We start from the raw sequence: 24,119 nt of genomic DNA on the forward strand, positions 1-24,119 counted from the left end.
AAGTGCGATGTGCGGATCCATGGTCGGTCCGGGCCGTCCGCGCCACATCGGTCGTGCGACCTATCGCCGGGGTGGCCCGCTGATGCGGACCATCAGGGTGGCCGAGGTGCTGGCGGCGCTCTCCTTGACCACCGACCTCGCCACCGGCATGGACTTCGAGAAGGGGCTGCGTACCTGCGTGGTGGCGACGGCGCTGGCCCGCGGCTGGTCCGCCGACCCCCGTGTGGTGCGCGCGGTGTTCGAGACCGCGCTGCTGCGGTCGGTGGGGTGCACGTCGTACGCGCCGGAGCTGTCTGAGCTCTTCGGGGACGACGTCGCCTTCCAGGCCTACCTGAAACGGCTCGACGTCGGCGACGAGGTGGTGTTCGCCCGGCAACTGGCCACCTTCGGGCAATGGGCCGGCACGGCGTCCACCGGTCTGGCCCGCACCTTCGTCGACGTGCTGCCGACGGCGGGCGTGCAGGCCATGCGCAACGGATGCGAGACCAGCCGTGCTCTCGGCGTGGAGTTCGGTCTGCTCCCGGAGTCGGTCGCCGCGCTCGACGACGTCTACGAACGATGGGACGGCCTCGGCATCCCCGACGGCCGGGCCGGAACCGAAGTGTCGGCGGCCGCCCGCATCGTCCACGTTGCTGAGCAGGCCGTACTCGCCCACGCCGGAGGCGGTGTCAGCGCCGCGATCGACGAGGTGAGCCGGCGGTCGGGCGGGCACCTGGACCCGGAGATGGCTCAGGTGTTCGTCGCCGGCGCCGCGAGCCTGCTGGCTGCGCTGAACGGTCCGGACTCCATCGCCGCCGTCCTGCAGGCCGAGCCTGAGCCGCACGTGACCGTCCCCTTCGGGTCGGTGCCGAGGCTCGCGGAGTCCCTGGCCCGGGTCGTCGATCTCAAGAGCAGGTGGCTGCTCGGGCACAGCCGGCACGTGGCCGACCTCGCCGAAGCAGCGGGCCGGGTGGCGAGGCTGGAAGCGGACGAACTGGCCCTCTTGCGGAGCGCCGCGCTGCTGCACGACATCGGCCGGGTCGGCGTACCGGCCGGGATCTGGGACCGGCCCGGCGGGCTGAGCCTCGCCGAGAGCGAGAAGATCCGCCTGCACACCTATTGGACGCACCGGATCCTGTCCCGGGTGCCGGCGCTCGCCCATCTGGCCCCGATCGCGTCGGCACACCACGAACGTGGGGACGGTCACGGCTACCACCGGGGGGACAACGCCAGGGCTCTGCCGCTGCCCGCGCGGATCATCGGCGCGGCGGACATGCTGGCGGCGCTGACCGAACCCCGGGCGCACCGGCCCGCGTACCCGCTGGACGAGGCGGCGGCGTTGCTGATCCGTGACGCCGACGACGGCGGCGTGGATCCGGAGAGCGCTCGGCTGGTGATCGAAGCGATGGGTGTCCGGGCGCCACGCAGGCTGCTGCCCGCGGGACTCAGCGAGCGGGAGGTGCAGGTGCTGCGGCTGGCCGCCCGCGGGCTGCAGAACCGTCAGATCGGCACGGAGCTGTCGATCTCACCGCGGACGGTCGGGCACCACCTCGCCCACATCTACGACAAGACCGGGCGGCGTACGCGTGCCGGCATCGCGCTGTTCGGCATGGACCACGGCCTCCTGCCCTGACGCCTGGATGCAGGCGGCTGCTCCTGACCTGTCGAGTGAGCACCCGACACGTCGAGGCTGCCGGTGTTCGACGACGGAAGGAAGCAGTTGACCACCATCATCGATGTGACCGTGCCGGGCGATCCGGTGGGCGCATCCCTGCGGGGTGGGCACACCGCGCTGCGCTGTTCACTGCGCCGAGACCGAGCAGGGTAGGGAAAGCCCCTCGTGGAGTCCTCGCTGGTCACCATGATCGGCCTGGTTCTGGGTGGATTCGCAGCGGGCGGTACCTTGCCGGCCGCGCTGTCGACCACCGGGGCGGTGTCCGGGGCCGCAGCCCTCGACCTGCCGTGGCTGCTGATCGCGACGGTGGTCCTGGGCGGGTTCCTGATCACCGGGACCGCCGGTGTGCTGACCACCTGGTCGGCGACCCTGGGCCGGCCGGTCGCTGTACTGGCCGCGCGGGAATGACCGCACCACGGCCGGTGGCCTCGAACCGGCTCCTGCCCGTGCCGCCATCGCCGGCAGGAGCGATCTGACTGCTCCGGCCATCGTCACCGTGGTGGCGGTGACGATCCTCCGAACTGCACGGCCGGTCCCCGCTGAGGCCCCGGCCGGGTGGTGTGGCCGGGGCCGCGGGGCCCCGGCCACGGGTCCTTCATCGACCGATGTGGTGTCCGCCCTCGGCGGGGATGATGGCACCGGTGGTCCAGCGGCTCTCGTCGGAGAGCAGGAACAGCGCGGCGCGGGCCATGTCGTCGGGCAGGGCGATCTGGTTCATCGGGGCCATGGCCGCGAGGTGTTCCTGGAAGTGGACCGGAAGCTGGTCCCACATCTCCGTGCGGGTGGAACCCGGTGCGAGCGCGTTGACCCGGATGTTGAAGGAGGCCAGTTCGAGCGCGGCGCTCTTGCTGAGACCGTTGACCGCCCACTTCGATGCCACGTACTCGGAGATGCCGGCGACGCCGACCATGCCTCCGATGGACGACACGTTGACGATCGAGCCGCCGCCGGCGGCGAGCAGGGCGGGGATCTCGTACTTCATGGACAGGAAGACGCCCTTGGCGTTGATGTCCATGATCCGGTCGTAGACGTCGGTGGGCTTCTCGTGCAGCGGTGTGCCGTCGCTGGTGATCCCGGCGGCGTTCAGCGCACCGTCGAGCCGGCCGAACCGGTCGACGGCGGTGGCGACCGCCGCCGCGACGGAGGCCTCGTCGGTGACGTCGAGCGGGACGGCGACCACCTCGTTGCCGGTCGCGGACAGTTCCTTCGCGAGTGCTTCGAGCCGGTCGGTGCGCCGGGCTCCGGCGATCACCCGGGCTCCTTCGGCGGCGAACCGGCGGGCGGCGGCCTCGCCCATACCGGCGGAGGCGCCGGTGATCAGGATGACTTTGCCCTCGAGCCGGCGGGCCTCGATGGTGATGGGCGCGGGGTGGTGGTTCGGGTGCGTGCTCATGGTCGGTTCTCCACAACGGTAGGAACAGCGGGAAAGGGCGGACTGCAGGGCGTGGGCCGAGCGGCGGCGATGACCGCGGTGAACACCGCTCGGGTGTCGACGACCAGGGCCCGGTCGAACTCCTCGTCGGACTTCCCGGCCCGAGGATCGGGACCAGGACGTCGCGCCTGGTGCGGTCGGTTCATCGATGGCGCTCCCTGACCTGTGCGGCCAAGGACTCGGCCGCTGCACCACTACCGTGCCGCCGCCCGGCCGGGGGCACGAGAGACGGCTTCTGCCTAGGACTGGCAGGGCGACGCTGATCAGCCCACGACGCGCGATGATCAGAGGGTGAACCACGACGAACTGGCCCGGTGCCTGCGCACCTGGCGAGACCGCGTTACCCCGGCGAGTGTCGGGCTGTCCACCAGCAACCTGCGGCGAGCACCCGGTCTGCGCCGCGAGGAGGTCGCCCACCTCGCCGGGGTGTCCGTCGACTACCTCGCCCGCCTCGAACAGGGCCGCGCCGGCAACCCGTCACCTTCGGTCCTGGAAGCCCTCGCACGGGCACTGCGGCTCAGCGATGACGAGAACGCTCACCTGTTTCACCTCGCCGGGCACGCCAACCCTCGTACCGCGGGCGTCAACCGGCACCTGACCCCAGGTGTCCAGCGCATGCTCGACCGTCTTGGCGACGTCCCCCTCATGGTCCTCGACGCCGCCTGGAACCTGGTTGCCGTCAACCCGCTCGGCGAAGCCCTGCTCGGCGACATGAAGGGTGAGACCGACCGTCAGCGCAACCTGTTGTGGCGCCACTTCACCGGCGGACCGACCCGGATCGTGGCCACCCCCGTACAGGATTCCGAATTCGAGACCGCCGCCGTCGCCGACCTGCGCGCCGCGGCCGGCCGCCACCCCGACGACAAACCACTCCGCGCCCTGATCGCCGACCTGAGGCGTACCAGCGCACGCTTCGACGAACTCTGGCGGCACGGAATCGTGGCCCGCCACGCAGCGACCCGTAAGACCGTGCTCCACCCGCAGGTCGGAGCACTGACCCTCGACTGCGACGTCCTCACCGTCGAAGGCAGTGACCTGCGGATCGTGATCTACACCGCGGCCCCGGGTTCCGCCGATGCCCGTACCTTGAGCCTGCTCGGCACCATCGGCCTTCAGTCGTTCACCGAAGTGTCGTGAGAGCTGATTTCGAGGGGTCTCCGGGCGGCTCACCATCGTCGCGGCCGAGCGGGTGCGCTGGCCGGTGGAGCACTTCGGCCTCGGCCCGGCGGCGGATCTAGACCGGAGCTGGACATCACCAGGTTCCCCGGTCTGCCCGGCAACGACTGGCTCGGGTGACGGAGAGACCCCCGACATATTGCATATCTGTAGCTGTTGCAAGGAAGATGCAATAGTGTCGCGATCCTTGATGGAGGCTCACCTGCTGAGCCGCAGACCGTTCGACCTGGCCATCAGGAACTGATCGCCGCCGGGCACACCCACGCGAGACTAGCGAAAAGCCAGCCACAGGAGCATTCATGATCGACCTACTGCGTCGCTGGGACGCCCAGCAGACCGTCTACATCGAACAGCGCGACCGGGTGTACGACGTGATGTTCGACGTCCTCGCCCAGTTGTGCCCGGCACCCGAGCTGACCGTCCTCGACCTGGCGTGCGGCCCCGGCGCGATCAGCGAGCGGTTCCTGCGCCGGTTCCCGCAGGGGCGTTCGGTGGCCGTGGACGTCGACCCGGTACTGCTCGCCATCGGCGAGGGCGCGCTCGGCGACCAGGACGGCAGGCTGCAATGGGTACGCGCGGACCTGCGCGAACCGTCCTGGGCCGGTGACCTGGGCACCTTCGACGCGGTACTGTCCAGCACCGCCCTGCACTGGCTGTCGCCGCCGGACCTGGCCGGCGTCTACCGGACCGCGGCCGGACTGCTGCGCCCCGGCGGCGTGCTGATCAACGCCGACCACGTGCCGCTGCCGTCCGGTGGTCGCCTGCAGGCCGCCTGCAAGGCCATCGACGAGGCCCGCCAGCAGAGGGGCATCAATGCCGGGGCCGAGTCCTGGGCGGACTGGTGGGCGTCCGTCGAACAGCGCCCGGAGCTGGCCGAGGCCCTCGCCGGGCGCCGCAAGCTGTGGCCGGAGGGTTCGCGGGACTGGGCGGGGGCGAGCCTGGAGTTCCAGCGGGCGGCGCTGGGCGAGGCGGGCTTCAGCGAGGTCGACGTGGTCTTCCAGGACCTCGAAGAGCGGATCGTGGTGGCGATCCGCTGACCAGCGGGCCGGGGCGGGCCACCGTAGAAGCTTGGGAGAGGAGTTTCGCGTGCTCGATTTCTGGAGCGTCATCGGTGTTGATCAATCGCCCGCCGCGTTTCCGCGGTTACGGGCACCGGAAACAGCGAACCCCTGCGGGCGATTGATCAACTGCCTGACTGCCGATCTCCGCAGGACGCCCCCTGGACGTCTGAGCCGGGTGGCGTTCGCTCGCCGTGTGCCGGGCCTGCGTACCGTCATATCCGAAAGGGTTGATGAAGGAGAGGAGTACTGGATGCTCGGTGGTGTCTACGGCCGTGCTCTGGCCGGTGAGACCGTCACGTTCCGGCCGCGGGGGAACTCGATGCCCGGCCTGGTCGCCGACGGCGCGCAGGTCGTCGTCCGGCCCTGTGTCGCGTCCGCGCTGACCACGGGCGACGTGGTGCTCGTCAAGGTCGCCGGGAACGTCTACCTGCACAAGGTGAGCGCGGTCGACGCGCCCCGCACCCGGGTGCAGATCTCGAACAACCGCGGCCGCATCAACGGCTGGGCGGGCTGGGCGAAGGTCGCCGGGATCTGTGTCTCGGTCGACGGACGGGCCCGCCCGAACCTCGACGGCAAGGTCCGCGAGGACCAGTGATCCGTGGCGCCGCGTCGGTGGCTGCATATGATCACTGACCGTGGATGAGATCGATGCCGCGATCGTGGCGCACCTGCAGACCGACGCCCGGCAGACGAACCGGGAGCTGGCGCGGGCGGTCGGCGTGGCACCCTCGACGTGCCTGGAGCGGGTCCGGTCGCTGCGGGAGCGGGGCGTCATCACCGGGTTCCACGCGGAGGTCGACTTCGCGGCGCTCAACCGTGGTGTGCAGGCGCTGCTGCACGTCCAGGTGCGGCCGCTGAACCGGACCGTCATCGAGGGCTTCAAGGCGTACGCGATGAGCCTGCCCGAGGTGTTGTCGGTGTTCGTGGTGGCCGGCGGCGACGACTTCCTCGTGCACGTCGGCGTTCCCGACGTGGATGCCCTGCACGGCTTCCTGATGGACAAGTTCAGTGGCCGCCGCGAGATCGTCAAGTTCCAGAGTTCGGTGATCTATCAGCACGCCCGTAAGCCCGTCATCGAAGTGCTCGAGGCGTGAGCCGGCGCACCGCCGGCGAGGAGCGGACGGTGAGCAGAGCGCCGGCGCCCAGGGCTGCCGGGACGAGCAGGAGCGGGCCGCAGAACAGCAGGACCAGTCCGGTGAACGCCAGTCCGGTCAGGGCGGCGTACCAGATCAGTGATCGCGGGGGCAGCAGCCGCAGCGCCGCCGCCATCCCGGCGAAGGAGACGGCGGCCAGGCAGACCGAGGTGATCCGCATGAGACCGTCGAGGTCGATCACGAGGACGGCCGTGACGGCGACCGCGATCGCGCACAGGACCAGCTGAACGGTGAGGCTGCGCCGCGGCACGTCACCCGCGGTCCCGCCCTTCGCGAGCACGCGCGGCAGTCCGCCGTCGCGGCCCAGCGCCGCCCCGAGCCGCGCCCCACCGGCGAGGTAGGTGTTGACCGCGATGAAGCTGAGGAAGACCGCCGCGACGGCGGTGACCGTGCGGCCGGCCGGGCCGAACGCGGTCTCCAGCAACAGGCTCAGCGGCACCGGCGTGGTTGCGGCCTCGCCGCCGAGGACGCCGACGGTGACCGTGGCCAGTGACAGGTAGAGCACCGAGACCAGCACCAGCGTCAGCGCCGTGGCCACCGGCAGGTGGCGGCGCGGATCGCGGAACTCGGCGGAGAGGTGGCTGGCCGCCTCCCAGCCGGAGAAGGCGTAGAACAGCACGGTGGCGGCGGTCCCGACGGCCGTCCAGCCGTGCGGGGCGACCGGGGTGAAGTGTTCCGCGCGGCTCGACGGCGCCGCGGCGATCACGGTGACCAGGAGCAGGGCGGCCAGCACGGCGACCATCGCGAGCTGCACCCGGCCGGACAGCCGCAGCCCGACGTAGTTGGCGCCGAAGGCGGCGGCCAGGATCGCGACGGCGATCCCCGACGCGGCCGCGGGCCCGGCCCCGAGTGCCGCCGCGACGTACTCGCCGCCCACCAGTGCGCCGGCGAGCACCCCGACCGGGACGGCGAAGTAGAACCACCATCCGACCGGGACGGCGAACCGGGAGCCGAAGGCGCGGGTGACGAACGTGGCGACCCCGCCGCCGTCGGGGTGCCGTGCGCCGAGGGCCGCGAAGGTGGCGGCCACCGGCACGCTGAACACCAGCAGCACGAGCCACGCCACGATGGACGCCGGCCCGGCCGCCTTGGCCGCGAGCGCCGGCAGCACCAGCACCCCGGGGCCGAGGACCGCACCGGCGAACAGCGCGGTGCCCTCCCCGACCCCCAACATCTTGATCTTCGTTTGCGTGGACATGACCGGGAAAACTAGCCGCACGAACGCCGGAACCCGGTCGATTCTGAACAACGTTCGGAGGATTCTAGTTCTGCCGGTCGGACGCCGAATTTGATTCGGCTGCGGACAGGATCGCGGTACGGGAGGCGAGCACCTCCTCGTGCAGGGCCGGCACGTCGACGCCGATCAGGCGGCCCCCGGATTTGCGGAGCACGCCGGCCACCAGCACCGTCTCGATGTTGCGCGGGTCCGCGCCGAGCACGAGCGTGCCCACGGCGTCGTTCAGCGGCATGGTGTTGATGTCGCAGGCGTCGACGACCAGCAGATCGGCCTGCTTGCCGGGGGTCAGCGAACCGGTGACCGCCCCCAGCCCGATGGTGCGGGCACCCTGCAGCGTGGCGAAGTCGAGGACGTCGCGGGTGGTGATCCGGTGCGGTTCGGCCTGCGTGCCATACGCGGCGTTGACCGCCCGCATCCGCTGGATCGCGTGCAGTGCCCGCATCTGGGTGAACATGTCACTGGCCAGGGCGACCTCCACGTCGATGCTCAGTCCGGGGCGGACTCCCACGGCCAGCGCCTCGTCGACGGCGGGGATCGCCGTCTCCAGGCCGATCTGCGCGTCCGAGGTCGGGGCCAGCGAGACGGTCGTGCCGGTGTCGCCGATCGCCCGCCACGCGTCCGCGGTCAGGCCGGTGGCGTGGATCAGGGTGACCTGCGGGCCGAGGAGCCCGTCCCGGGCCCAGTCCAGGATCGCCGCGGACGAGGCGGCGCCGAACACCGCGTCGACGCTCACCCCGATCCCCAGATCATCGGCGACGGCGGCGAGTTCCTTCCCGTACGCCAGACGCGGCCCGGAGATCTCCGCGGTGGCCAGCGTGGCCAACCGGACCGAGAGCAGCCCCGTCGTGTGGGCCGCATGCAGCCGCTCCACGTCCTGCGGCCACTGCTCGTCCCAGACACCGAAGTGCGGAGACATCGACGCGTGTACGCCCCGAATGCCGGTGCCGGCAAGCGCCTCGATCGCCGCGTCGGAGTGGGCGGCGCTGCGCGAGTTGTGCGAGAAGTCGAGCATCGTGGTGATGCCGGCGTCGAGCGCGGACAGGGCCGCCAGCCGGGTACCCACGTACATGTCGTGCGGCCGGTAGGCGGGCGCGATGCCGGCGAGCGTGTTCATCACGTACGCGCCGAGGTCGGTCACGTCGGGGATGCTGCGGCGCAGCTGAGCCTGCCAGGCGTGCCGGTGCGTGTCGACGAAGCCGGGGCTGACGATCCGGCCGGTGGTGTCGACGAGCTCCGCACCGCGGGCCTGCGGATGATCACGCAGGTCCGGCCCGACGGCCACGATGCGCTCGCCGCTGATCAGCACGTCACCGCGCCCCAGATCGCCGAGATCGGGATCCATGGTGACGACGGTGCCACCGGAGAAGAGCATGTTCCTGAGATCGGTCATGCACCCACCGTCGGTGCCGCGGCCGGGTGCAACCAGTGCGGGGCCGACCGGGGTGCAGCGCGCCCTGGCTACCGACGGAATCGGCGTTTAGCCTGGTCGCATGCCCGTCACAGATCTCGGTGCCTTTCTGGCCGCCCGCCGCGCCCGGCTCGGTCCCGACGACGTGGGCCTGGTCTCGCACGGCCGCCGCCGGGTGCCCGGGCTGCGCCGCGAGGAGGTCGCCGTCCTCGCCGGGGTGAGCGCCGACTACTACGCCCGGCTGGAGAAGGGCCGCGAACGTTCCCCGTCGGCCTCGGTGCTCGACGCCGTCGCCCGCGCCCTGGACCTCGGCCCGGACGCCCGCGAACACCTGTTCCGCCTGGCCGGCATGCCGGTGGACGGCCGCGGCCCGGCCACCGACCGGGTCGACGACGACCTGCGGGAACTGCTCGCCGAGTGGCCGCACCTGCCCGCCCTCGTGGTCAACCGGCGGCTCGACGTGCTCGCCCGCAACACGATCGCCGACGCGCTCCACGCCGACTTCGCCGACACGTCCAACCTGGCCCGCATGACGTTCCTCGACCCGGCCGGGCGCACCTTCTTCGCCGAGTGGCCCCGGGCCGCCGAGTCCTGCGTCGCCCACCTGCGCCTGGCCCTCGGCCACGACACCGGTGACCGGCGGACCGTCGCGCTGGTGGAGGAGCTGGCGGCGGCCGACGACGAGTTCCGGCTGTTGTGGGCGCGGCAGGACGTGCGCGGTAAAACGTACGAGGCCAAGACCTTCCGGCACAGCGCGGTCGGCACGCTGACGCTGACCTACCGGGCGTTCGACGTCCGCGGCTCGTCCGGCCAGCAACTCCTCGTCTACCGCCCGGCCCCGGACAGCCCGTCCGCCGACGCCGTCCGCCTGCTCGGCATGCTGACCCCGGCAGGCCGTTCCACCGGCGGCGCCTGACGCCCGCGGCCCGCGGTTCACCGTGCCCGGGCGCTGCCTCCCGCCGCCAGATGGTCCTGGAACGCGGCGTGGCGGAACCCGGACGGCTCTGTCGACGCGGGAACCTCATCACGGCCGACCGGCCGAGAGCAATCGGGTAACCCGGACGGGTGGTGCGGGAGCCGCGGCGCCGCGAGGCAGCCCGACAGCTCCCCGCGATCTCCCGTAGCGGGGGCTGGATACCGTACCGGCATGTATCGCTGGAACGAGCGCGGTTCGATACCGACGCCCCACGCCTGGCGGGAGGAGTTCATCGACCTGCACGGCGACAGCCGGGTCACGCTCACCGACGCCGGCCCGTGGGCGGGTCTGCTGGAATGGCAGCGATCACGGTCGTACGGCATCGCGCTCTGCGGCAACGTCCGCGAGGAGTTCGTCCGCGAGCCGCGGCACATCCGGAAAGACCCGCGCGGCGTCGTCGAACTGCTGGTGCCGACGGCCGGGAGTGCCCGGGTGGAGCAGGGCCCGTCCGCCGGCGAGATCCGGCCCGGCAGTCTCGCGCTGTGCGACGTGGACCGCCCGGTGACCTTCAGCCACGGCGAGGAGTTCCAGTCGGTCGCGCTGCTCGTCCCCGGCGAGGCGATCCACCGCCGTAACCCGGCCGCGGCCCGGGACCCGCAGGTCCTCGACGGCACCGCCGGTCTCGGCCGACTGATCCGGCAGACGGTGCTCACCCTCCAGGAGGAACGGGAACACCTCTCCGAGGCGACCTTCGACATCGCCTGCGACCAGGTGCTCGACCTGCTCTGCCTGGCCGCCGACGGCGGCGGCGACTCGGCACCGGCCGCCCGGCGACGAGAGGTCGAGGCGCAGGTGCGGCAGTACGTCCGCCGTCACGCTGCCGACCCCGGCCTCTCCGTCACCGGCATCGCCCGGGCTCTGGGCTGGTCGGCGCGATACCTGCAGGACGTGCTCCAGGCCGCCGGCACCACCTCCCGCGACCTGATCCGCTCCGAGCGGCTACGGCTGGCCAGGACCCGGCTGGCCAGCCCGGCCTGGGACACCCGGTCGATCGCCCAGGTCGCGTACGCGTCCGGGTTCGCCAGCCACGCGTCGTTCGCCACCGCCTACCGCCGCGAGTTCGGCGTCACGCCCCGCGAGACCCGCGGCGACGGCCTTTGAGCCAGGGCGTCAGGCGAGCGCGCCGCCGTCGACCCGGAGGACGCTGCCGGTGATGTACGCGGCGTCCGGCCCGGCGAGGAACGCCACCGCACCGGCGACCTCGTCGGCCTCGGCGTAACGGTGCATCGGGATGACCGCCTGCAGCATGAACCGGCCACCGTCGGAATCCTTCGCCATGGCCATGTCGGTGTCGATGATGCCGCACTCGATCACGTTGACGTTGATCCCGCGCGCCGCGAAATCCTGGGCCCACCCACGGGTGTACGCCGTGACCGCTGCCTTCGTCGCCGCATAGTCGGACATGCCCGCCGCGAACGTCTTGCTGGCGAGCCCGGACGACAGGTTCACGATCCGGCCACCCTCACCCATGTGCCGCACAGCCCGGTAGGTCGTGTCGGCGACACCGGTCACGTTGATCGCGAGCTGCTCGTCGCGTACCACATCGGTGATCTCCCCGGCCCGGAAGACGCCGGCGCTGTTGACCAGGATGTCGATCCGGGCGAACTGCTGCGCGACCGCGTCCACCATGGCCGTCACCTGGGCACGGTCAGCCTGATCGGCCTGGATGGCCTCGGCGCGCACACCCAGCGACCGCAGTTCCTCGACCAGCGTCTTCGCCTTCTCCGCCTGCGCGACATAGGTGATGACCACATCCGCGCCCAGCGTGGCCAGCCGCCGGGCCGTCGCCGCGCCGATCCCCCGGCTGCCCCCGGTCACCAGCGCCACCTTGCCCGACAGAATCTTCTCGCTCAAGACCCACTCACTCCTCGTGAAATCCGTGCCACCTGGTACCCGGTCGATACTCCGGGCCGGCGCGCGGGCGGTCTTTCGCTGCGGCGCACAGCGCTTGCCCCAGGGCGCAGAGAACAGCGACTGGAGTCTGTGATGATCGGCCGGCACACGACGGTCCTCCGCGGAGAGCACGCCCGCCCCTTGATTTCCGCCGATCAACCGGCAGTCTGTGATCAAAGATCATCGATAGCCTGGAGGGCCGCCGGTGATGTTCCGAGTAGCCAACGCCCTCGCCGCCACGGCTCTGGCCTGCACGGCCGCCATCAGCATCGCCGCACCGGCCCGGGCCGCGGACGAGACGCCCGAGATCATCCCGATCGGCCTGCTGCTGGCCGGCGACTGGGTGGACGCGACCCGCGAGTCGCGGAGCGCCTGGGCGCCGAGCTGCCCACCGAGCTCTACACGTGGTTGCACCGCCTCTGAGCGTCCCGCTTCACTCGCCGGTCCGCCGGTCCGGACCGGCGAGGGCCGGGATGCGTGAAAGGGCCGTCGTGACTTTCGTTGACAGCGGGTCCGCATGCGTTATGACGAAGGGCTGACGACTCGTTTGCCGGCCTCAGGCATCGTTGTCGGCACAGCCCGCCACGATGGAGGAATCAACATGCGCAAGGCCGGTGTCGACGGCCCGGATCTGTGGCGCCTCAGCTTCGTCGGCGGTGTCCTGGCGGATGAAAGCGCCATCACCATCCCCATGTAATAGCCGGCAGCGCCGTGTGCAGCGGCTTACCGGGTCGCCGGAGTCCCGCTGGCGGCCGTCAATCGAAACGTTGTCAAGGAGATCTTCATGTCGACCAAACGCGGTCCCCTTTTCCAGGTCGCAGCCGCTGTGCTGGTGGCTCTGCTCGCTGCCGCGACCTGGTATGCCTGGTTGGGCTGGGACACCCAGTACGACTTCGATCCGGTGACCTCCTCGTACAGCGGCCCGTACGAGGCATGGCAGGTCGCCGGGTGCGCGGTGACGCTGCTGATCGTTCTGCTCGGCTCGGTGTGGTTCGGGACGATGGAGGTGGTCGCGGCGGCAGCTCTGACCGTCGGTTTCACCACCGTCTGGACTGTGGGCGCGGCCGGCAATGCCGAGTCCGGTCTGTTCCTGATCGGCGCGGTCACGCTGCTCGTTGGACTGGGCGCGGCGTCGGGGGCGGTCTCCGCGATCATGTTCGGTCTCCGAAACCGGCGTGCACCCCGCATCGGTTGACGGGAGGTGAGTTGCTGACGCAAGTGGACCCTAGGCGGCGCGCCTCTGGCGCAGCCAGCTGAGGATCGCCTGGTTCGTCTCCTCCGGCTTCTCCTGCTGGATCCAGTGACCACAGTCCAGGCCGGCCACCTCCACGTTCGGGACGAATTCCGGCAGCCTCGGGGACCGGGCGACCGTGTCACGGTCGCCGTAGATCATGAGGGCGGGTTGCCGGACGATCGGATCGACGTCGGCCAGCAGGTGCCAGTTGCGGTCCAGGTTCCGGTACCAGTTGATGCCGCCGGTGAACCCCGATGTCTCGAAGGCGGCGACGAAGACGGCCAGGTCATGCTCGCTCATGACGGGCTCGCCGGGCGGGGTGTCCGCGCGGGCGATGTCGATCATCATGTTGCCCGGCTGCGGCTCGGTGCGGGGCATGTTCTTCCGGTACATGTTCCGCAGGAACCGGGCCGGGTTCTCCTCGAACACGGCGTCCGCGACTCCCGGCTGCCGGTTGAAGTGCACGAAGTAGAAGTCGCCGCCGAGCATCTCCTCCATGGACTCGATCCAGGGCCTCTCGCCGCGTTCGAGGTACGGCAGGCTCAGGTTGATCACGCCGTTGACGCGGCTCGGGTGCAGCATGGCCAGGCCCCAGACGACTGCCGCGCCCCAGTCGTGACCCACGAAGGTGGCGTCCTCGTACCCGTAATGATCGAGCAGCGCGACCAGATCACCCGACAGGTGTGCGAGGTCGTAGCCGTCGACGTCGGCCGGGCGGGACGAGTTGCCGTAGCCGCGCTGGTTCGGAACGATCACGTGGTAACCCGCCGCCGCGAGCGCGGGCATCTGATGACGCCAGGAGAAGGCGTGCTCCGGCCAGCCGTGGCAGAGCACGATGGGGTTTCCCGCATGCTCCCGGCCGGCTTCGAAGACCTCGAGGTGTACGCCGTTGACCGGGACGAGGGCAGGCCGGGGAAAGTCGGTTGTCATACCGGCATACTGCGGACCGAAACAGGTCATCTCCTGACCGGTTTCTGTGGAACCGTTGCCGGAATGCGCGCCGACAGGCTGATGGCCATCCTCCTTCTGCTGCAACGCCGCGACCAGGTGACGGCGGCGGAGGTCGCCGTCGAGCTGGAGATCTCCGAGCGCACCGCGCGCCGCGACCTCGACGCGCTGGGCGTGGCCGGCGTGCCGGTGTATTCCGTGCAGGGCCGGGGCGGCGGCTGGCGGCTGGTGGGCGGCGCCCGCACCGACCTGTCCGGCTTGACCGCGAGTGAGGTCCGCGCCCTGTTCCTGGTCGCGGGCCCGGCCTCGGCCGCCACTCCGGCCGTGAAAGCGGCGCTGCGCAAGCTGGTCCGCGCGGTGCCGGAACCGTTCCGGGCACAGGCCGAGGCGGCAGCGTCGTCGCTCGTCACGGATCCGCGGGGCTGGGATGCGAACCGGGTCACGCCACGGCCGCCGCGGTTTCTCGACGCGCTCCAGGACGCGGTGATCCGCGGCGTGCAGGTGCGGCTCGGCTACGTCGACCGGGACGGCGGCGGCACCGAGCGGACCGTCCACCCGCTGGGCGTCGTCGCGAAGGGCCCGTCGTGGTACCTCGTCGCCGACACCGAGGCCGGCCGGCGGACCTTCCGGATCGACCGGGTGGCATCCGCCGACCCGACCGGCGACCCCGTACGCCGGCCCGAGGACTTCGACCTCGCCGAGAGCTGGCGCGTGATCGCGGACGAGATCGACCGCAGGCGGACGCCCCGGGAGGCCCGGGCGGTGTGCAGACCGGACGGGATCGTCGTGCTCCGGAGGGCGTTCGGCTCCCGGCTCGAGGTGGGAGGCCCGACGGCCGACGGCCGCATCGAGGTCGTGATCCGTGGCGGCGACGACCTTGTCCTCGCCGGTGAGCTCGCCGCGCTGGTGACATGGGTCGAGGTGACCGGTCCGCCATCGGTGCGGCGTCATCTGGCGGCGATCGGCGACGCTCTCCTCGAGCGCTACGGACCGACGGGGACGGCGTGACCGATTCATCGACGGGTATCCGCATCGGACAGACCTTTACGAAATCGATAGCTGTGAGTTTACTGGGCGGGTGAAGAGAGCGATCCTCGCCGCCGCCGGCCTCCTCCTGCTCACCGCCTGCGTCAGCAACGACGCCACCGCGACTCCGGAAGCGTCCCCGGGAGACAACGAAGCGGGGACGCTCCCACCGGGCGAGCCCGACGTCAACGGTGACGGCAAGGTCGTCATCGGGGTGCTGAGCCCCGGCGACATCAACGACAACGGCTACTACGAGAGCTTCGTCGTCAAGGCCGAGGCGTTCGCCACGAAGCAGGGCTGGCAGGTGATCAAGCGGGGCAGCGTCCCCGTCGCCGAGGCGCTCAGCGCCGCCCGCGCGCTCTGCCAGCAGAAGGTCGACATGGTCGCGATCGGGGCCACTGAGCTCAAGGACGCGATCCCCGCCTCCACCGAGGCGGTCTGCCAGAAGACCGCCTGGTACGTGCCCTCGTCCGCGAACGTCACGCAGACCCCCGAGATCACGCTGTCCAGCGACGACCCGAACCAGTCGATGCTCGTCGCCGGGTACGCCGCCGGGCTGCTCATGCGGGAGAAGGGCACCACGAAGGCCGGCTTCGTCACCGGGCCCGAGGCTGACTTCACCGTCGTGGCTGCGACCGCGTTCCAGGCCGGGATCCGCGAGACCATCCCCGAGGCGACGCTCGTGACCACGTACACCGGGGATTTCAACGACTCCGGCAAGGCGCGCGAGGCGGCGAACGCGCAGATCAGCCAGGGCGTCGGCGCGCTCTACCCGTATCTGGGCGGCGCCACCGACGCGGCGACGGCACTCGCCAACGAGAAGAAGCTGATCACATTGACGCCCGGCACCGACCGTTGCGACTCCACGAATCCGGCGTTCGACGTGTCGGTGCTGTTCGACCCGGGCGACTACTTCGAGGCCGCGCTGACGCTGTTCGCCGCGGGGCAGCTGCGGATGGGTGTCACGAAGGTCTGGCAGCTGGGCGTCGACCCGTACCCGACGGTGAAGTTGTGTCACGGCACGCCCGAGCAGAACGCGAAGCTGGCCGCGTTCATCGCCGACATCGGCGCCAAGAGGATCGATCCGGCGGCGGAAGTGAAGAAGCTCGGCGACTGACATGAGCGCGCTCACGCTGCGGGGCATCACGAAGCGGTACGGCGCGGTCGTCGCCTGCGAAGCCGTGGATCTCGACGTCGAGCGTGGCGAGATCCACGGCTTGCTGGGCGAGAACGGCGCGGGCAAGTCGACACTGATGCGCATCCTGCTCGGCCTGGAGACCCGCGATGCGGGCACGATCCTCCGCGACGGCCGCCCGGTCACCGCCGGCAGCCCGCGCGAGGCCGTGGCGCTCGGGATCGGCATGGTGCACCAGCATTTCAGCCTCGTCGAGCCGCTGACGGTGTGGGAGAACGTCATCCTCGGTGACACCGGCCGGATCCGGCGCTCCCGAGCCTGTGCGGAGATCCACGAGATGAGTCAGCGGTACGGGCTGCCTGTCGATCCGCTGGCGGTGGTCGCGTCACTGTCGGCCGGCGAGCGGCAGCGCGTCGAGCTGATCAAGTGCCTGCGCCGCGACCCGGCGGTGCTGATCCTCGACGAGCCGACCTCGGTGCTGACCCGCGCCGAGTCGGCCGAGCTCTTCGCCGTGCTGCGCCGGGTGGTCCGCTCCGAGGGCCGCGCGGTCGTGCTGATCAGCCACAAGCTGACCGAGATCACCGCCGCCACCGACCGGGTCACCGTGCTGCGCCGCGGCCGCGTGGTCTTCCGCAGCGCGACCGCCGCGACGGACGTAGCCGAGCTGGCCCGCCAGATGGTCGGCCGCGAGGTCGCCGACGCCGCCGCGATCGGCCTGATCCCCGCCGCGCCCCACGCCCCGGAGAAAGCCCAGGGCGATCCCGCGCTGCGGATCCGCGGCCTGACCGCCCCCGGCCTGACCGGAATCGACCTCGAGGTACGCCCGGGGGAGATCGCCGGCCTCTACGGCGCCGAGGGCAACGGCCAGGCGCAGCTCGGCGACGTCCTCTGCGGCCTCGTCACCCCGGACGCCGGCACCATCGAGGTCGGCGGTATCCCCGTCGACCTGCGCAGACCCGGCGCCCTGCACGCCGCCGGCCTCGGCATCGTCCCCGAGGACCGGCACCGGGCCGCCGTCGTCCCCGCCATGAGCGTCGCCGCCAACCTGACCATGAAGGATCTCGGTACGCGCGTCTGGCTCGACCGCCGCCGCCTGCGCCGCCGCGCCCGCGAGCTCGCCGCGGAGTTCGGCGTCGTCGCAGCCTCCCTCGACGCGCCGCTGAGCAGCCTCTCCGGCGGCAATCAGCAGCGCGTCGTCCTCGCCCGCGAACTCTCCGGCGACCCGCGCGTCCTGGTCCTCGCCCAGCTCACCCAGGGCCTCGACGTCGGCGCCGCCGAGGACCTCCACGAGCGCCTGCGCCGATGCGCACACGACGGCATGGCAGTGCTGCTCATCTCCACCGAGATCGAGGAAGTGCTCGGGCTCGCCGACCGGGTGCTGGTGATCGCCTCCGGGCGCGTCGCGGGGGAGCTGCGCGCCGCCGAAGCCACCCCCGAACAGCTGGGGATGCTCGTCGGGGGAGGCGCCGGGTGACGCGTACCGCTGCCTGGTCTGCCCTGGCCCTGCTGATGTCGGCCCTGCTCATCGTCGCCACCGGCGGCTCCCCGGGCGAGGCGATGCAGGCTCTCGTACGCGGCAGCGTGGCCGACGCGACAGCGATCAGCGTGACGCTGCTGTACGCGGCCCCGCTGCTGCTCATCGCCGCCGGCGCCTGCGTCAGCGCCTCCGCCGGCGTGTTCAACATCGGTCAAGAAGGTCAGGTGCTCATCGGTGCCCTCGCCGGTGCCGCCGCCGGGCTGCGCCTCGCCCTGCCCGGCCCCGCGCTGATCGCCGTCGTCCTGCTGGCGGGCGCGCTGGCGGCGGGCCTCTGGGCGTGGCTCAGCGCCCTCATGCATCGGCTGCGCGGCGTCGACATCGTGGTCAGCACGCTGCTGATGACGTTCGTCGCCCAGCAGGTCGTCGCGCTCGCGGTCAACACGCCGTGGCTGCTGCAGGAGTCGCGCCTCGGCCGGGCGACCGTACTGCCGCAGACGAACAAGCTCCCGCCCGGCGCGCTGCTCGGCTCACTGGGCGGCTACCCGGGACTGCAGCTCAACACGGGTCTGCTGATCGCCGTCGCGGCGGCCGTCTCCGTCGCCGTGCTCCTCACGCGGACGAGATGGGGTTTCCGGGTCACCATGCTGGGTCTCAATCCCACGGCCGCGGCGCATTCCGGCGTACGCGTCACGGTGGTGACCGGTTCCGCCCTCGCCATTTCCGGCGCCCTCGCCGGACTCGCCGGTGCCGTGCTGCTGACCAGCCCGCTCAGCACCAACCGGCTCCAGCCCGGCGGCTCCCTCGGCCTCGGCTGGGACGGCCTGCTCGTCGCCCTGATCGCCCGCAACCGGCCGCTGCTCGCGATCCCCGTCGCGCTGCTGTTCGCCGTGCTGCGCTCGGGTGGCAGCTTCCTCGCGGCCACCGGCGTCCCGTACTACCTCGCCGACATCGTCAAAGCGTTGCTGGTTCTCGCTTTCGTCGCCCCGCGGGCCCGCTGGGGAAGGCCGGCCGTCGCATGAATCTCCTCGACGACCTCGGAACCGTTCTGGCCAGCGGCCTGCGCCTCACGGCCCCGCTCGCGTTCGCCGCCTGCGGCGAGTATCTCGCCGAACGCGCCGGCACCCTCAACATCTCCGTCGAGGCCATGATGCTCGGCGCGGCCTTCAGCTCGGTAGCCGTCGCCGGCGCCACGGGCAGCGTCACCACCGGCCTGGCCGCCGGCGTGCTGACCGGCGCGCTGACCGGCCTGATCCACGGCAACCTCGCCCACCGCCTCACGATCGACACGTTCGTCGTCGGTCTGGTCCTCAACGCGCTCGTACTCGGCCTGACCAGTTTCCTGATCGCCGGCACCACGTTCGGCAGCCGCCCGCCCCAGCGCTGGCCGCTGCTCCTGCTGCCCGGCATCATCCTGCTGACCTGGTGGCTGGTCGAACGCAGCCGATGGGGCCTGGAACTGCGCGCCGTCGGCGAGAACCCGCGCGCCGCCGACATGACCGGCATCCGGGTCGGCCTGCGCCGCCGCCAGGCCCTGCTCTGGTGCGGCGCCCTCGCCGGGCTCGGCGGCGCGTACCTCGCGGTGGGGGAGGTCGGCTCGTTCAACCAGAACATGACCGCCGGCCGCGGCTACCTCGTCATCGCCGCGGTCATCTTCGGCGGCTGGCGCCTCGGCCGCACCCTCGTCGGCTGCGCGGTCTTCGGCCTCGCCGACGCGTTGCGGCTCGCCCTGCCCGCGCTGGGCGTGACCCTGAACTCGCAACTGCTCATCGCCGCCCCGTACCTGCTGGCTCTGCTCGCAATGCTGCTCTTCGCCACCCGGCAACGCCGGCCCCGCGCCCTCGGAAAGCCCTTCGTCCGACAGGAGCCCTGACCATGCCCAGCGCACTCGCCGAGAGCTACGACCCGCTCGGAGCCCACGCCGCGGACCCGTACCCCTTCTACGCCGAGGCCCGGCACAAAGAGCCGGTCTTCTACTCGCCGCGCCTCGACGCCTACGTCCTCACCCGCTTCGCCGAGATCGACGCGGTCCTCAAGAACCCGGCCGTCTTCTCGTCGGTCAACAGCCTGCGCGGCATCAAAGCCCCCTACCCGTCGACGATCGCGGTGCTGTCCCGCAGCTACCCGCAGACCCCCGACGCCGTCACCACCGACGACCCCGCGCACCGCCGGCTCCGCCAGCCCTACACCAAGCACCTCACGACGACCGGCCGACTCAAAAACCTCGAACCAGCCATCCGTACGCGCGCCGAAGCGCTCGTGGACGCGTTCATCGACGACGGCAGCGCCGACCTGGTCGCCCGCTTCTCCGCGCCGCTGCCGGTCCAGACCGCCGCCGCCCTGTTCGGCTTCGCCCCCGACGACATCCCGGTGGTCAAGGAAGGCAGCGAGGCCCAGTTCTCCCTGGGCAGCGTCGACCTCACGGTCGAGCAGGAACTCCAGATCGGCGAGACCGTCGTCCGCTTCAAGAACCTGGTCGCCGAGTACGTGCGCCGTCGCCACACGGCCCCGGCGGGCGACCTGATCAGCGACGTCACCGCGGCCTTCGCCCCTGGGGTCGCTCCTGGGGAGGATTTGTCGTACGACCAGGAGGCCGAGGTGGTCACGTCGCTGTGCAGCACGTTCGGCGCGAGCCACATCACCACCGCCGACCTGATCGGCAGCGCCCTGCGCCTGCTGACCGCCCACCCCGAGCAGTGGGAGCTGCTGCTCCGCGACCCTTCGCTGATCCCGCAGGCCGTCGAGGAGACGCTCCGCTACGAAGCGCCGATCCCCGCGATGTTCCGCCACGCCACCAGCGACGCCGTGCTCGCCGGCGTCGACATCCCCGCCGGTGCCGACCTCATGCTGCTCTTCGCCTCCGCCGGCCACGACGAGGACCGCTACCCCGAGCCCGCCCGCTTCGACGTGACCCGCCGCCCGGCCCGGCACCTCGCCTTCGGCGCCGGCATCCACACCTGCGTCGGCGCGGGGCCGGCCCGGGCTCAGGCCCGCATCGCCCTCGAAGTCCTGACGGCCCGCCTCCCGGGCCTGTCGCTGGCCCCGGGCGCCACCGTGCCGATCCGCAACTCCGTCAACGTCCGCGGACCCCTGGAGCTCGCCCTGCGGTGGTGAGCAGTGCTTCCCCACCGTCCCGTACGGCCGGGAAGAGTCCCGCCCCCATCAGCACATCGTCCCGTCGTGTACCACGAGGTCGGGCCGCTCGAAGTCCTCCAGCTGCCGCAGCATGGCCCTCGTCTCGTCGAGCATCACGCTCATCGCGCGGGCGAACTCCCGGCCGTGCATCTGCGGCGTCCGCGTGTTCCCGCGGTTCTCCAGGGTGGACGACACCGTGACGATCTCCGCCCCGGTCTCTTCAACCCTTTGCGTGTACGCCGGGGTCGCGGCGGGACTGCCGTCTCGGTTGACGGTGGTGATCACGTCGTGAACACCGTGAACGCCACCTCGTGCAGTTCGCCGCCGGCCATGAACTGGAGGAACATCCGTTTGTCGCCGCGCTCGGCGAAGGCGGCGTGGAAGGCCAGCTGCCCCGTCGACGACGACGGAAGCGGGTGCAGATGCATCAAGGCCTGGGTGCGGACCTCGAAGTTGGACAGATGCGCGAACGCCCCCAGGTACGGTTCCAGCACCGCGGGCTCGCCGTCCCGGAGCACCTGGAACTGCAGTGCGGTCTGGGTGCCCGAGGTCAGATCCCTCGTGCCGTCGAGGCGGCGGACCGTGTACTCCCCGGAGGACGCGTCCGCGGACGGGGCGGGAACCGGGATCATGCTGGTGTCGCCGGGGATGACGAACGGGACGCCGAGCACCGTCGGGTCGGCGGTGGTGGGGCGGCCGACCGGGGTGAACTCGATGTAGACCCGGTACGCGCCGCCGTCGGTGATCGTCACCGGGGCCGTCCACGCGCCGTCCGCCAGGGTCGGATGCAGGTGCTGATAGCCGGACAGATCGTCGCGGAGGACGTACATGTGCATGGGTTTGGTGTGCACGATCTGGAAGTCGGCGGTCGGGCCGGTGACCTGCAGGGACACGGTGCCGGGTCCGCGGCCGCCCGGCAGGGACAGCGCCTCCACGTGGAAGCCGTCGTAGGTGTCGGACAGGCCGTCGCTGTTATAGGCGACCACCGAGGGTGACGGGGCGGGAGCCGGCGGCGCGGCCGGGGCGCGGCTGTCCAGGAACAGCCACGCGGCTCCGAGGAAACCGGCCAGCGTCACCGCCGCTGTCAGGCGGCGGTGACGGTCCGTGCCGGTTGGCCGGGCGGTCAGCTGACGGCCGCGGTGCCGGTGGGCTTCACCAGGAAGAGACCCACACCGATGCTCTGTACGGCTACCACCCCGTTCTTCAGGTACGGCAGCGCCATCCAGCTCCCGCTGTAGCCGCTGGAGTTGGAGGACGGGTCGACGTCGAAGTAGCCGACCTCGGGCAGGCTGGCCGACGCGACGTTGGTGGTGTCGAGAATCCGCAGGCCGCCGCGGTAGGACGCCTGGAAGTGGCGGTTGCCGACGGTGTAGCCGTTGTGGTTGACGAAGGTGCCGCGGGTGCCGTTGTCCCGGCCGACGTACTTGATGGCGTCCAGCTTCTGGATGTCGTAGACGAAGTCGGGGCTGCCGCTCGCGGTGCTGATCGTCTCGTCGTTGACGATCATGTACTTGTAGTCGCTGCTGGCGAAGCCCTGGTGGACGAAGCTGGCGCCCGGGTGGGTGCCGCTGGACAGCAGCTTGATCGCGGACTTGTCCGTCACGTCCAGGATCTGCAGGGTCTTGCCCTGGCCGGTGAAGTTGAACGCGATCTCCCGGCCGGTGTAGCGGGTGTCCGGGCCGGTGTAGTTGACCACGATCGACTCGTGCGAGTAGACCGCCCCGGTGTAGCAGGCCGCCTGGGTGAGCGTGAGCGGCGTCTTGATGTCGTAGATGGTGAGGCCCTTGCTGCAGGTGTTGGCCCCGGAGACGTACAGGAAGCCGGTCTGCTGGTTGATCCAGAGCGTGTGGCTGTTGGTGAGGCCGGTGAACCGGGCGGCGGCGGTGAACGTCTGCGTGGTGGTGACGTTGCGCAGCTTCGTCAGGTCGAAGATCTGGATGCCGTGCGAGACCGAGTCCTTGCCGATGTACGCGTAGTTCTTGTACGTCCGGATGTCGCACCAGGACGAGCTGACCCCGTTCGCGGACGGCAGGTTGCCCAGATAGCGCGGGTTGTTCGGATCGGTGACGTTGACGAACGAGACGCCGTTGGAGCGGCAGTACAGGATGTACTCGTTGTTGTTGTAGCTGTCCGACCAGTACCACATGCTCGACGAGCTGCCGCCGCCCAGCGCCGACTGCGGCAGGAAGCTGAGCAGGTCGACGTTCTTGCACGGGTAGCTTCCGGCGTACCCGCCGGTGCAGGTCACCGTGGCGTCGGCGATCGCGGCGCCGCTCTTCCAGGCGGGCTGGTAGATCCGGAGCAGCTCCTGCTCCTCGGCCTTGCCCTCGGCGGATCCCGGATCGTGGGCGCCGGCCGGTGGCCCGGCGATGGCCAGCGACAACAGCAGTGTCGCGGCGGCGAGCAGCGTGCGACGTACGCCTCGGAGCATGGTCAACGCCCTTTCGAGGAGAACCGGGTGTGTGCCTGCACGCTAAGCAGCGATTAGACGTACGTCAATGAATGTGGGATATGCCGAAAAGGTCATACGGGCGGCGGATGCCGGGGCGCGATGATCGACGCGACGGTCCGGACCGCATCGAGGATGTCGTCCAGCGGCATGCCCTTGACCAGGAAACCGGCGGCGCCGGCCGGCGCGAGACCCGCACCGTCAAAGCCGTCACCGTCGCCACGCCCGGCGGCATCGGCTTCCCGTGCGCCGAACAGGCCATCCGGATCACGCGGACCCGGACCGTCGCAAGCCGGACCAGCCGCGAAACCGCCTACCTCACCGTGTCGCTGCCCGCCGGGCACGCCACAGCCCGCGATCTCCAGACCTGGATCCGCCAGCACCGGCACATCGAGAACCGCCTTCACCACGTCCGCGACGTGACTTTCCGTGAAGACCTGCACCAAGCCCGGACCCGCAACGGACCCGCCGTCATCGCAACCCTGCGTAACACCGCAATCGGATGGCACCGAGCCACCGGCGCGACCAACATCGCCCGCGCTACCCGCCAGGCAAACCGCCAATCACACAACCTGATCCTCGCCGTGACCAGCAGTTACCCGACTATGCAATGACCCTGGTCCGCCGGGGCACCGAAGAAGGGCGGCCCCGGAGAAGGCTGCGACTTTCAGGTGTACGGATACGACCCGCACCTGATCTACAAGCCTCAATGAAGGCAGCTTCGGGA

General features: G+C 70.9%; 26 protein-coding genes. 18 read left to right on the plus strand and 8 right to left on the minus strand.

All coding sequences use genetic code 11. From position 1 onward, the window contains the following. Positions 1–82: 82 nt before the first annotated feature. Together QSK32_RS28850 and QSK32_RS28855 are read left to right on the plus strand one after the other, a co-directional pair. Positions 83–1,612 carry an HD domain-containing phosphohydrolase gene (locus tag QSK32_RS28850; protein ID WP_285473688.1) on the plus strand — a complete coding sequence of 510 codons (1,530 nt, stop codon included), beginning with the start codon at positions 83–85 and terminating at the stop codon, positions 1,610–1,612. 207 nt (positions 1,613–1,819) lie between these two features. Next, complete coding sequence (locus QSK32_RS28855; protein WP_285473689.1) at positions 1,820–2,062, plus strand: hypothetical protein; 243 nt, start codon at positions 1,820–1,822, stop codon at positions 2,060–2,062. 187 nt (positions 2,063–2,249) lie between these two features. Here QSK32_RS28855 and QSK32_RS28860 read toward each other — a convergent pair whose 3' ends face one another. Continuing rightward, positions 2,250–3,047, minus strand: coding sequence for an SDR family NAD(P)-dependent oxidoreductase (locus QSK32_RS28860; RefSeq protein WP_285473690.1), 798 nt, complete (start codon positions 3,045–3,047; stop codon positions 2,250–2,252). A gap of 330 nt (positions 3,048–3,377) precedes the next feature. Here QSK32_RS28860 and QSK32_RS28865 point away from each other — a divergent pair, with 330 nt between their 5' ends. The 4 genes from QSK32_RS28865 (at position 3,378) to QSK32_RS28880 (ending at position 6,417) form a co-directional block, all read left to right on the plus strand. Continuing rightward, the gene (locus tag QSK32_RS28865; RefSeq protein ID WP_285473691.1) at positions 3,378–4,223 is read left to right on the plus strand and encodes a helix-turn-helix transcriptional regulator; all 846 of its coding nucleotides are present in this window, start codon (positions 3,378–3,380) and stop codon (positions 4,221–4,223) included. Between the two features lie 338 nt (positions 4,224–4,561). Next, positions 4,562–5,299, plus strand: coding sequence for a class I SAM-dependent methyltransferase (locus tag QSK32_RS28870; RefSeq protein ID WP_285473692.1), 738 nt, complete (start codon positions 4,562–4,564; stop codon positions 5,297–5,299). A 274-nt stretch (positions 5,300–5,573) separates the two neighbouring features. Next, the gene (locus QSK32_RS28875; protein ID WP_045745655.1) at positions 5,574–5,918 is read left to right on the plus strand and encodes a hypothetical protein; all 345 of its coding nucleotides are present in this window, start codon (positions 5,574–5,576) and stop codon (positions 5,916–5,918) included. A 40-nt stretch (positions 5,919–5,958) separates the two neighbouring features. After that, a complete protein-coding gene (locus QSK32_RS28880) occupies positions 5,959–6,417 on the plus strand; it encodes an Lrp/AsnC family transcriptional regulator (RefSeq protein WP_045745656.1) in 459 nt (152 codons plus the stop codon). On the opposite strand, the gene QSK32_RS28885 is transcribed toward QSK32_RS28880, so the two are convergent. Further along, positions 6,395–7,675 (minus strand): APC family permease, encoded by a 1,281-nt coding sequence (locus tag QSK32_RS28885; protein ID WP_285473693.1) that lies wholly within the window; start codon positions 7,673–7,675, stop codon positions 6,395–6,397. The two genes, QSK32_RS28880 and QSK32_RS28885, sit on opposite strands and share 23 nt — an antisense overlap. Before the next feature lie 64 nt (positions 7,676–7,739). After that, complete coding sequence (locus QSK32_RS28890) at positions 7,740–9,104, minus strand: amidohydrolase family protein (protein ID WP_285473694.1); 1,365 nt, start codon at positions 9,102–9,104, stop codon at positions 7,740–7,742. Positions 9,105–9,204: 100 nt separating this feature from the next. Here QSK32_RS28890 and QSK32_RS28895 point away from each other — a divergent pair, with 100 nt between their 5' ends. Both QSK32_RS28895 and QSK32_RS28900 read left to right on the plus strand, forming a co-directional pair. Beyond that, the gene (locus QSK32_RS28895) at positions 9,205–10,038 is read left to right on the plus strand and encodes a helix-turn-helix domain-containing protein (protein ID WP_285473695.1); all 834 of its coding nucleotides are present in this window, start codon (positions 9,205–9,207) and stop codon (positions 10,036–10,038) included. 231 nt (positions 10,039–10,269) lie between these two features. Then, positions 10,270–11,199: an AraC family transcriptional regulator gene (locus QSK32_RS28900; RefSeq protein WP_285473696.1), complete on the plus strand. Its 930-nt coding sequence runs from the start codon at positions 10,270–10,272 to the stop codon at positions 11,197–11,199. A gap of 9 nt (positions 11,200–11,208) precedes the next feature. On the opposite strand, the gene QSK32_RS28905 is transcribed toward QSK32_RS28900, so the two are convergent. Next, entirely contained in the window at positions 11,209–11,952 is a 744-nt protein-coding gene (locus QSK32_RS28905) for an SDR family NAD(P)-dependent oxidoreductase (RefSeq protein WP_045745662.1), read from the minus strand. Between the two features lie 244 nt (positions 11,953–12,196). On the opposite strand from QSK32_RS28905, the gene QSK32_RS28910 reads away from it, so the two are divergent. The 3 genes from QSK32_RS28910 to QSK32_RS28920 all read left to right on the plus strand — a co-directional run bounded on the left by QSK32_RS28910 (position 12,197) and on the right by QSK32_RS28920 (position 13,186). Further along, complete coding sequence (locus QSK32_RS28910) at positions 12,197–12,472, plus strand: hypothetical protein (protein ID WP_285473697.1); 276 nt, start codon at positions 12,197–12,199, stop codon at positions 12,470–12,472. Between the two features lie 36 nt (positions 12,473–12,508). Further along, positions 12,509–12,688, plus strand: coding sequence for a hypothetical protein (locus tag QSK32_RS28915; protein WP_157411319.1), 180 nt, complete (start codon positions 12,509–12,511; stop codon positions 12,686–12,688). Between the two features lie 87 nt (positions 12,689–12,775). Beyond that, positions 12,776–13,186, plus strand: a complete 411-nt coding sequence (locus QSK32_RS28920; protein ID WP_045745664.1) for a hypothetical protein — start codon at positions 12,776–12,778, stop codon at positions 13,184–13,186. Positions 13,187–13,216: 30 nt separating this feature from the next. Here the strand turns inward: QSK32_RS28920 and QSK32_RS28925 are convergent, their stop codons facing one another. Then, positions 13,217–14,155 (minus strand): alpha/beta fold hydrolase, encoded by a 939-nt coding sequence (locus tag QSK32_RS28925; protein ID WP_245674170.1) that lies wholly within the window; start codon positions 14,153–14,155, stop codon positions 13,217–13,219. Between the two features lie 63 nt (positions 14,156–14,218). Here QSK32_RS28925 and QSK32_RS28930 point away from each other — a divergent pair, with 63 nt between their 5' ends. The 6 genes from QSK32_RS28930 to QSK32_RS28955 all read left to right on the plus strand — a co-directional run bounded on the left by QSK32_RS28930 (position 14,219) and on the right by QSK32_RS28955 (position 20,922). Continuing rightward, the gene (locus tag QSK32_RS28930) at positions 14,219–15,181 is read left to right on the plus strand and encodes a helix-turn-helix transcriptional regulator (protein ID WP_285473698.1); all 963 of its coding nucleotides are present in this window, start codon (positions 14,219–14,221) and stop codon (positions 15,179–15,181) included. 70 nt (positions 15,182–15,251) lie between these two features. Next, positions 15,252–16,316, plus strand: coding sequence for a BMP family ABC transporter substrate-binding protein (locus QSK32_RS28935; protein ID WP_045745667.1), 1,065 nt, complete (start codon positions 15,252–15,254; stop codon positions 16,314–16,316). A 1-nt stretch (position 16,317) separates the two neighbouring features. Next, complete coding sequence (locus QSK32_RS28940) at positions 16,318–17,808, plus strand: ABC transporter ATP-binding protein (protein ID WP_285473699.1); 1,491 nt, start codon at positions 16,318–16,320, stop codon at positions 17,806–17,808. Next, positions 17,805–18,830 carry an ABC transporter permease gene (locus tag QSK32_RS28945; protein ID WP_285473700.1) on the plus strand — a complete coding sequence of 342 codons (1,026 nt, stop codon included), beginning with the start codon at positions 17,805–17,807 and terminating at the stop codon, positions 18,828–18,830. Before QSK32_RS28940 ends, QSK32_RS28945 begins: the two co-directional genes overlap by 4 nt. Next, positions 18,827–19,681 carry an ABC transporter permease gene (locus QSK32_RS28950; RefSeq protein ID WP_285473701.1) on the plus strand — a complete coding sequence of 285 codons (855 nt, stop codon included), beginning with the start codon at positions 18,827–18,829 and terminating at the stop codon, positions 19,679–19,681. Before QSK32_RS28945 ends, QSK32_RS28950 begins: the two co-directional genes overlap by 4 nt. Positions 19,682–19,683: 2 nt before the next feature. After that, on the plus strand, positions 19,684–20,922 hold the full coding sequence (locus QSK32_RS28955) for a cytochrome P450 (RefSeq protein WP_285473702.1): 1,239 nt from the start codon (positions 19,684–19,686) through the stop codon (positions 20,920–20,922). A 48-nt stretch (positions 20,923–20,970) separates the two neighbouring features. Here the strand turns inward: QSK32_RS28955 and QSK32_RS28960 are convergent, their stop codons facing one another. Genes QSK32_RS28960 through QSK32_RS28970 form a run of 3 tightly spaced genes read right to left on the minus strand, consistent with a single transcriptional unit; the run spans position 20,971 to position 23,374 of the window. Further along, positions 20,971–21,228 (minus strand): hypothetical protein, encoded by a 258-nt coding sequence (locus tag QSK32_RS28960; protein ID WP_285473703.1) that lies wholly within the window; start codon positions 21,226–21,228, stop codon positions 20,971–20,973. Then, entirely contained in the window at positions 21,225–22,019 is a 795-nt protein-coding gene (locus QSK32_RS28965; protein WP_285473704.1) for a DUF8832 domain-containing protein, read from the minus strand. The genes QSK32_RS28960 and QSK32_RS28965 overlap by 4 nt, the downstream gene beginning before the upstream one ends. 47 nt (positions 22,020–22,066) lie before the next feature. Continuing rightward, the gene (locus QSK32_RS28970; RefSeq protein WP_052720938.1) at positions 22,067–23,374 is read right to left on the minus strand and encodes a choice-of-anchor B family protein; all 1,308 of its coding nucleotides are present in this window, start codon (positions 23,372–23,374) and stop codon (positions 22,067–22,069) included. A 107-nt stretch (positions 23,375–23,481) separates the two neighbouring features. Here QSK32_RS28970 and QSK32_RS45775 point away from each other — a divergent pair, with 107 nt between their 5' ends. Beyond that, a complete protein-coding gene (locus QSK32_RS45775) occupies positions 23,482–24,006 on the plus strand; it encodes a hypothetical protein (protein ID WP_285473705.1) in 525 nt (174 codons plus the stop codon). Positions 24,007–24,119: the final 113 nt, after the last annotated feature.

Origin of the sequence: Actinoplanes sp. NBRC 101535 (assembly GCF_030269225.1) — a bacterium.
GTDB lineage: Bacteria > Actinomycetota > Actinomycetes > Mycobacteriales > Micromonosporaceae > Actinoplanes > Actinoplanes rectilineatus.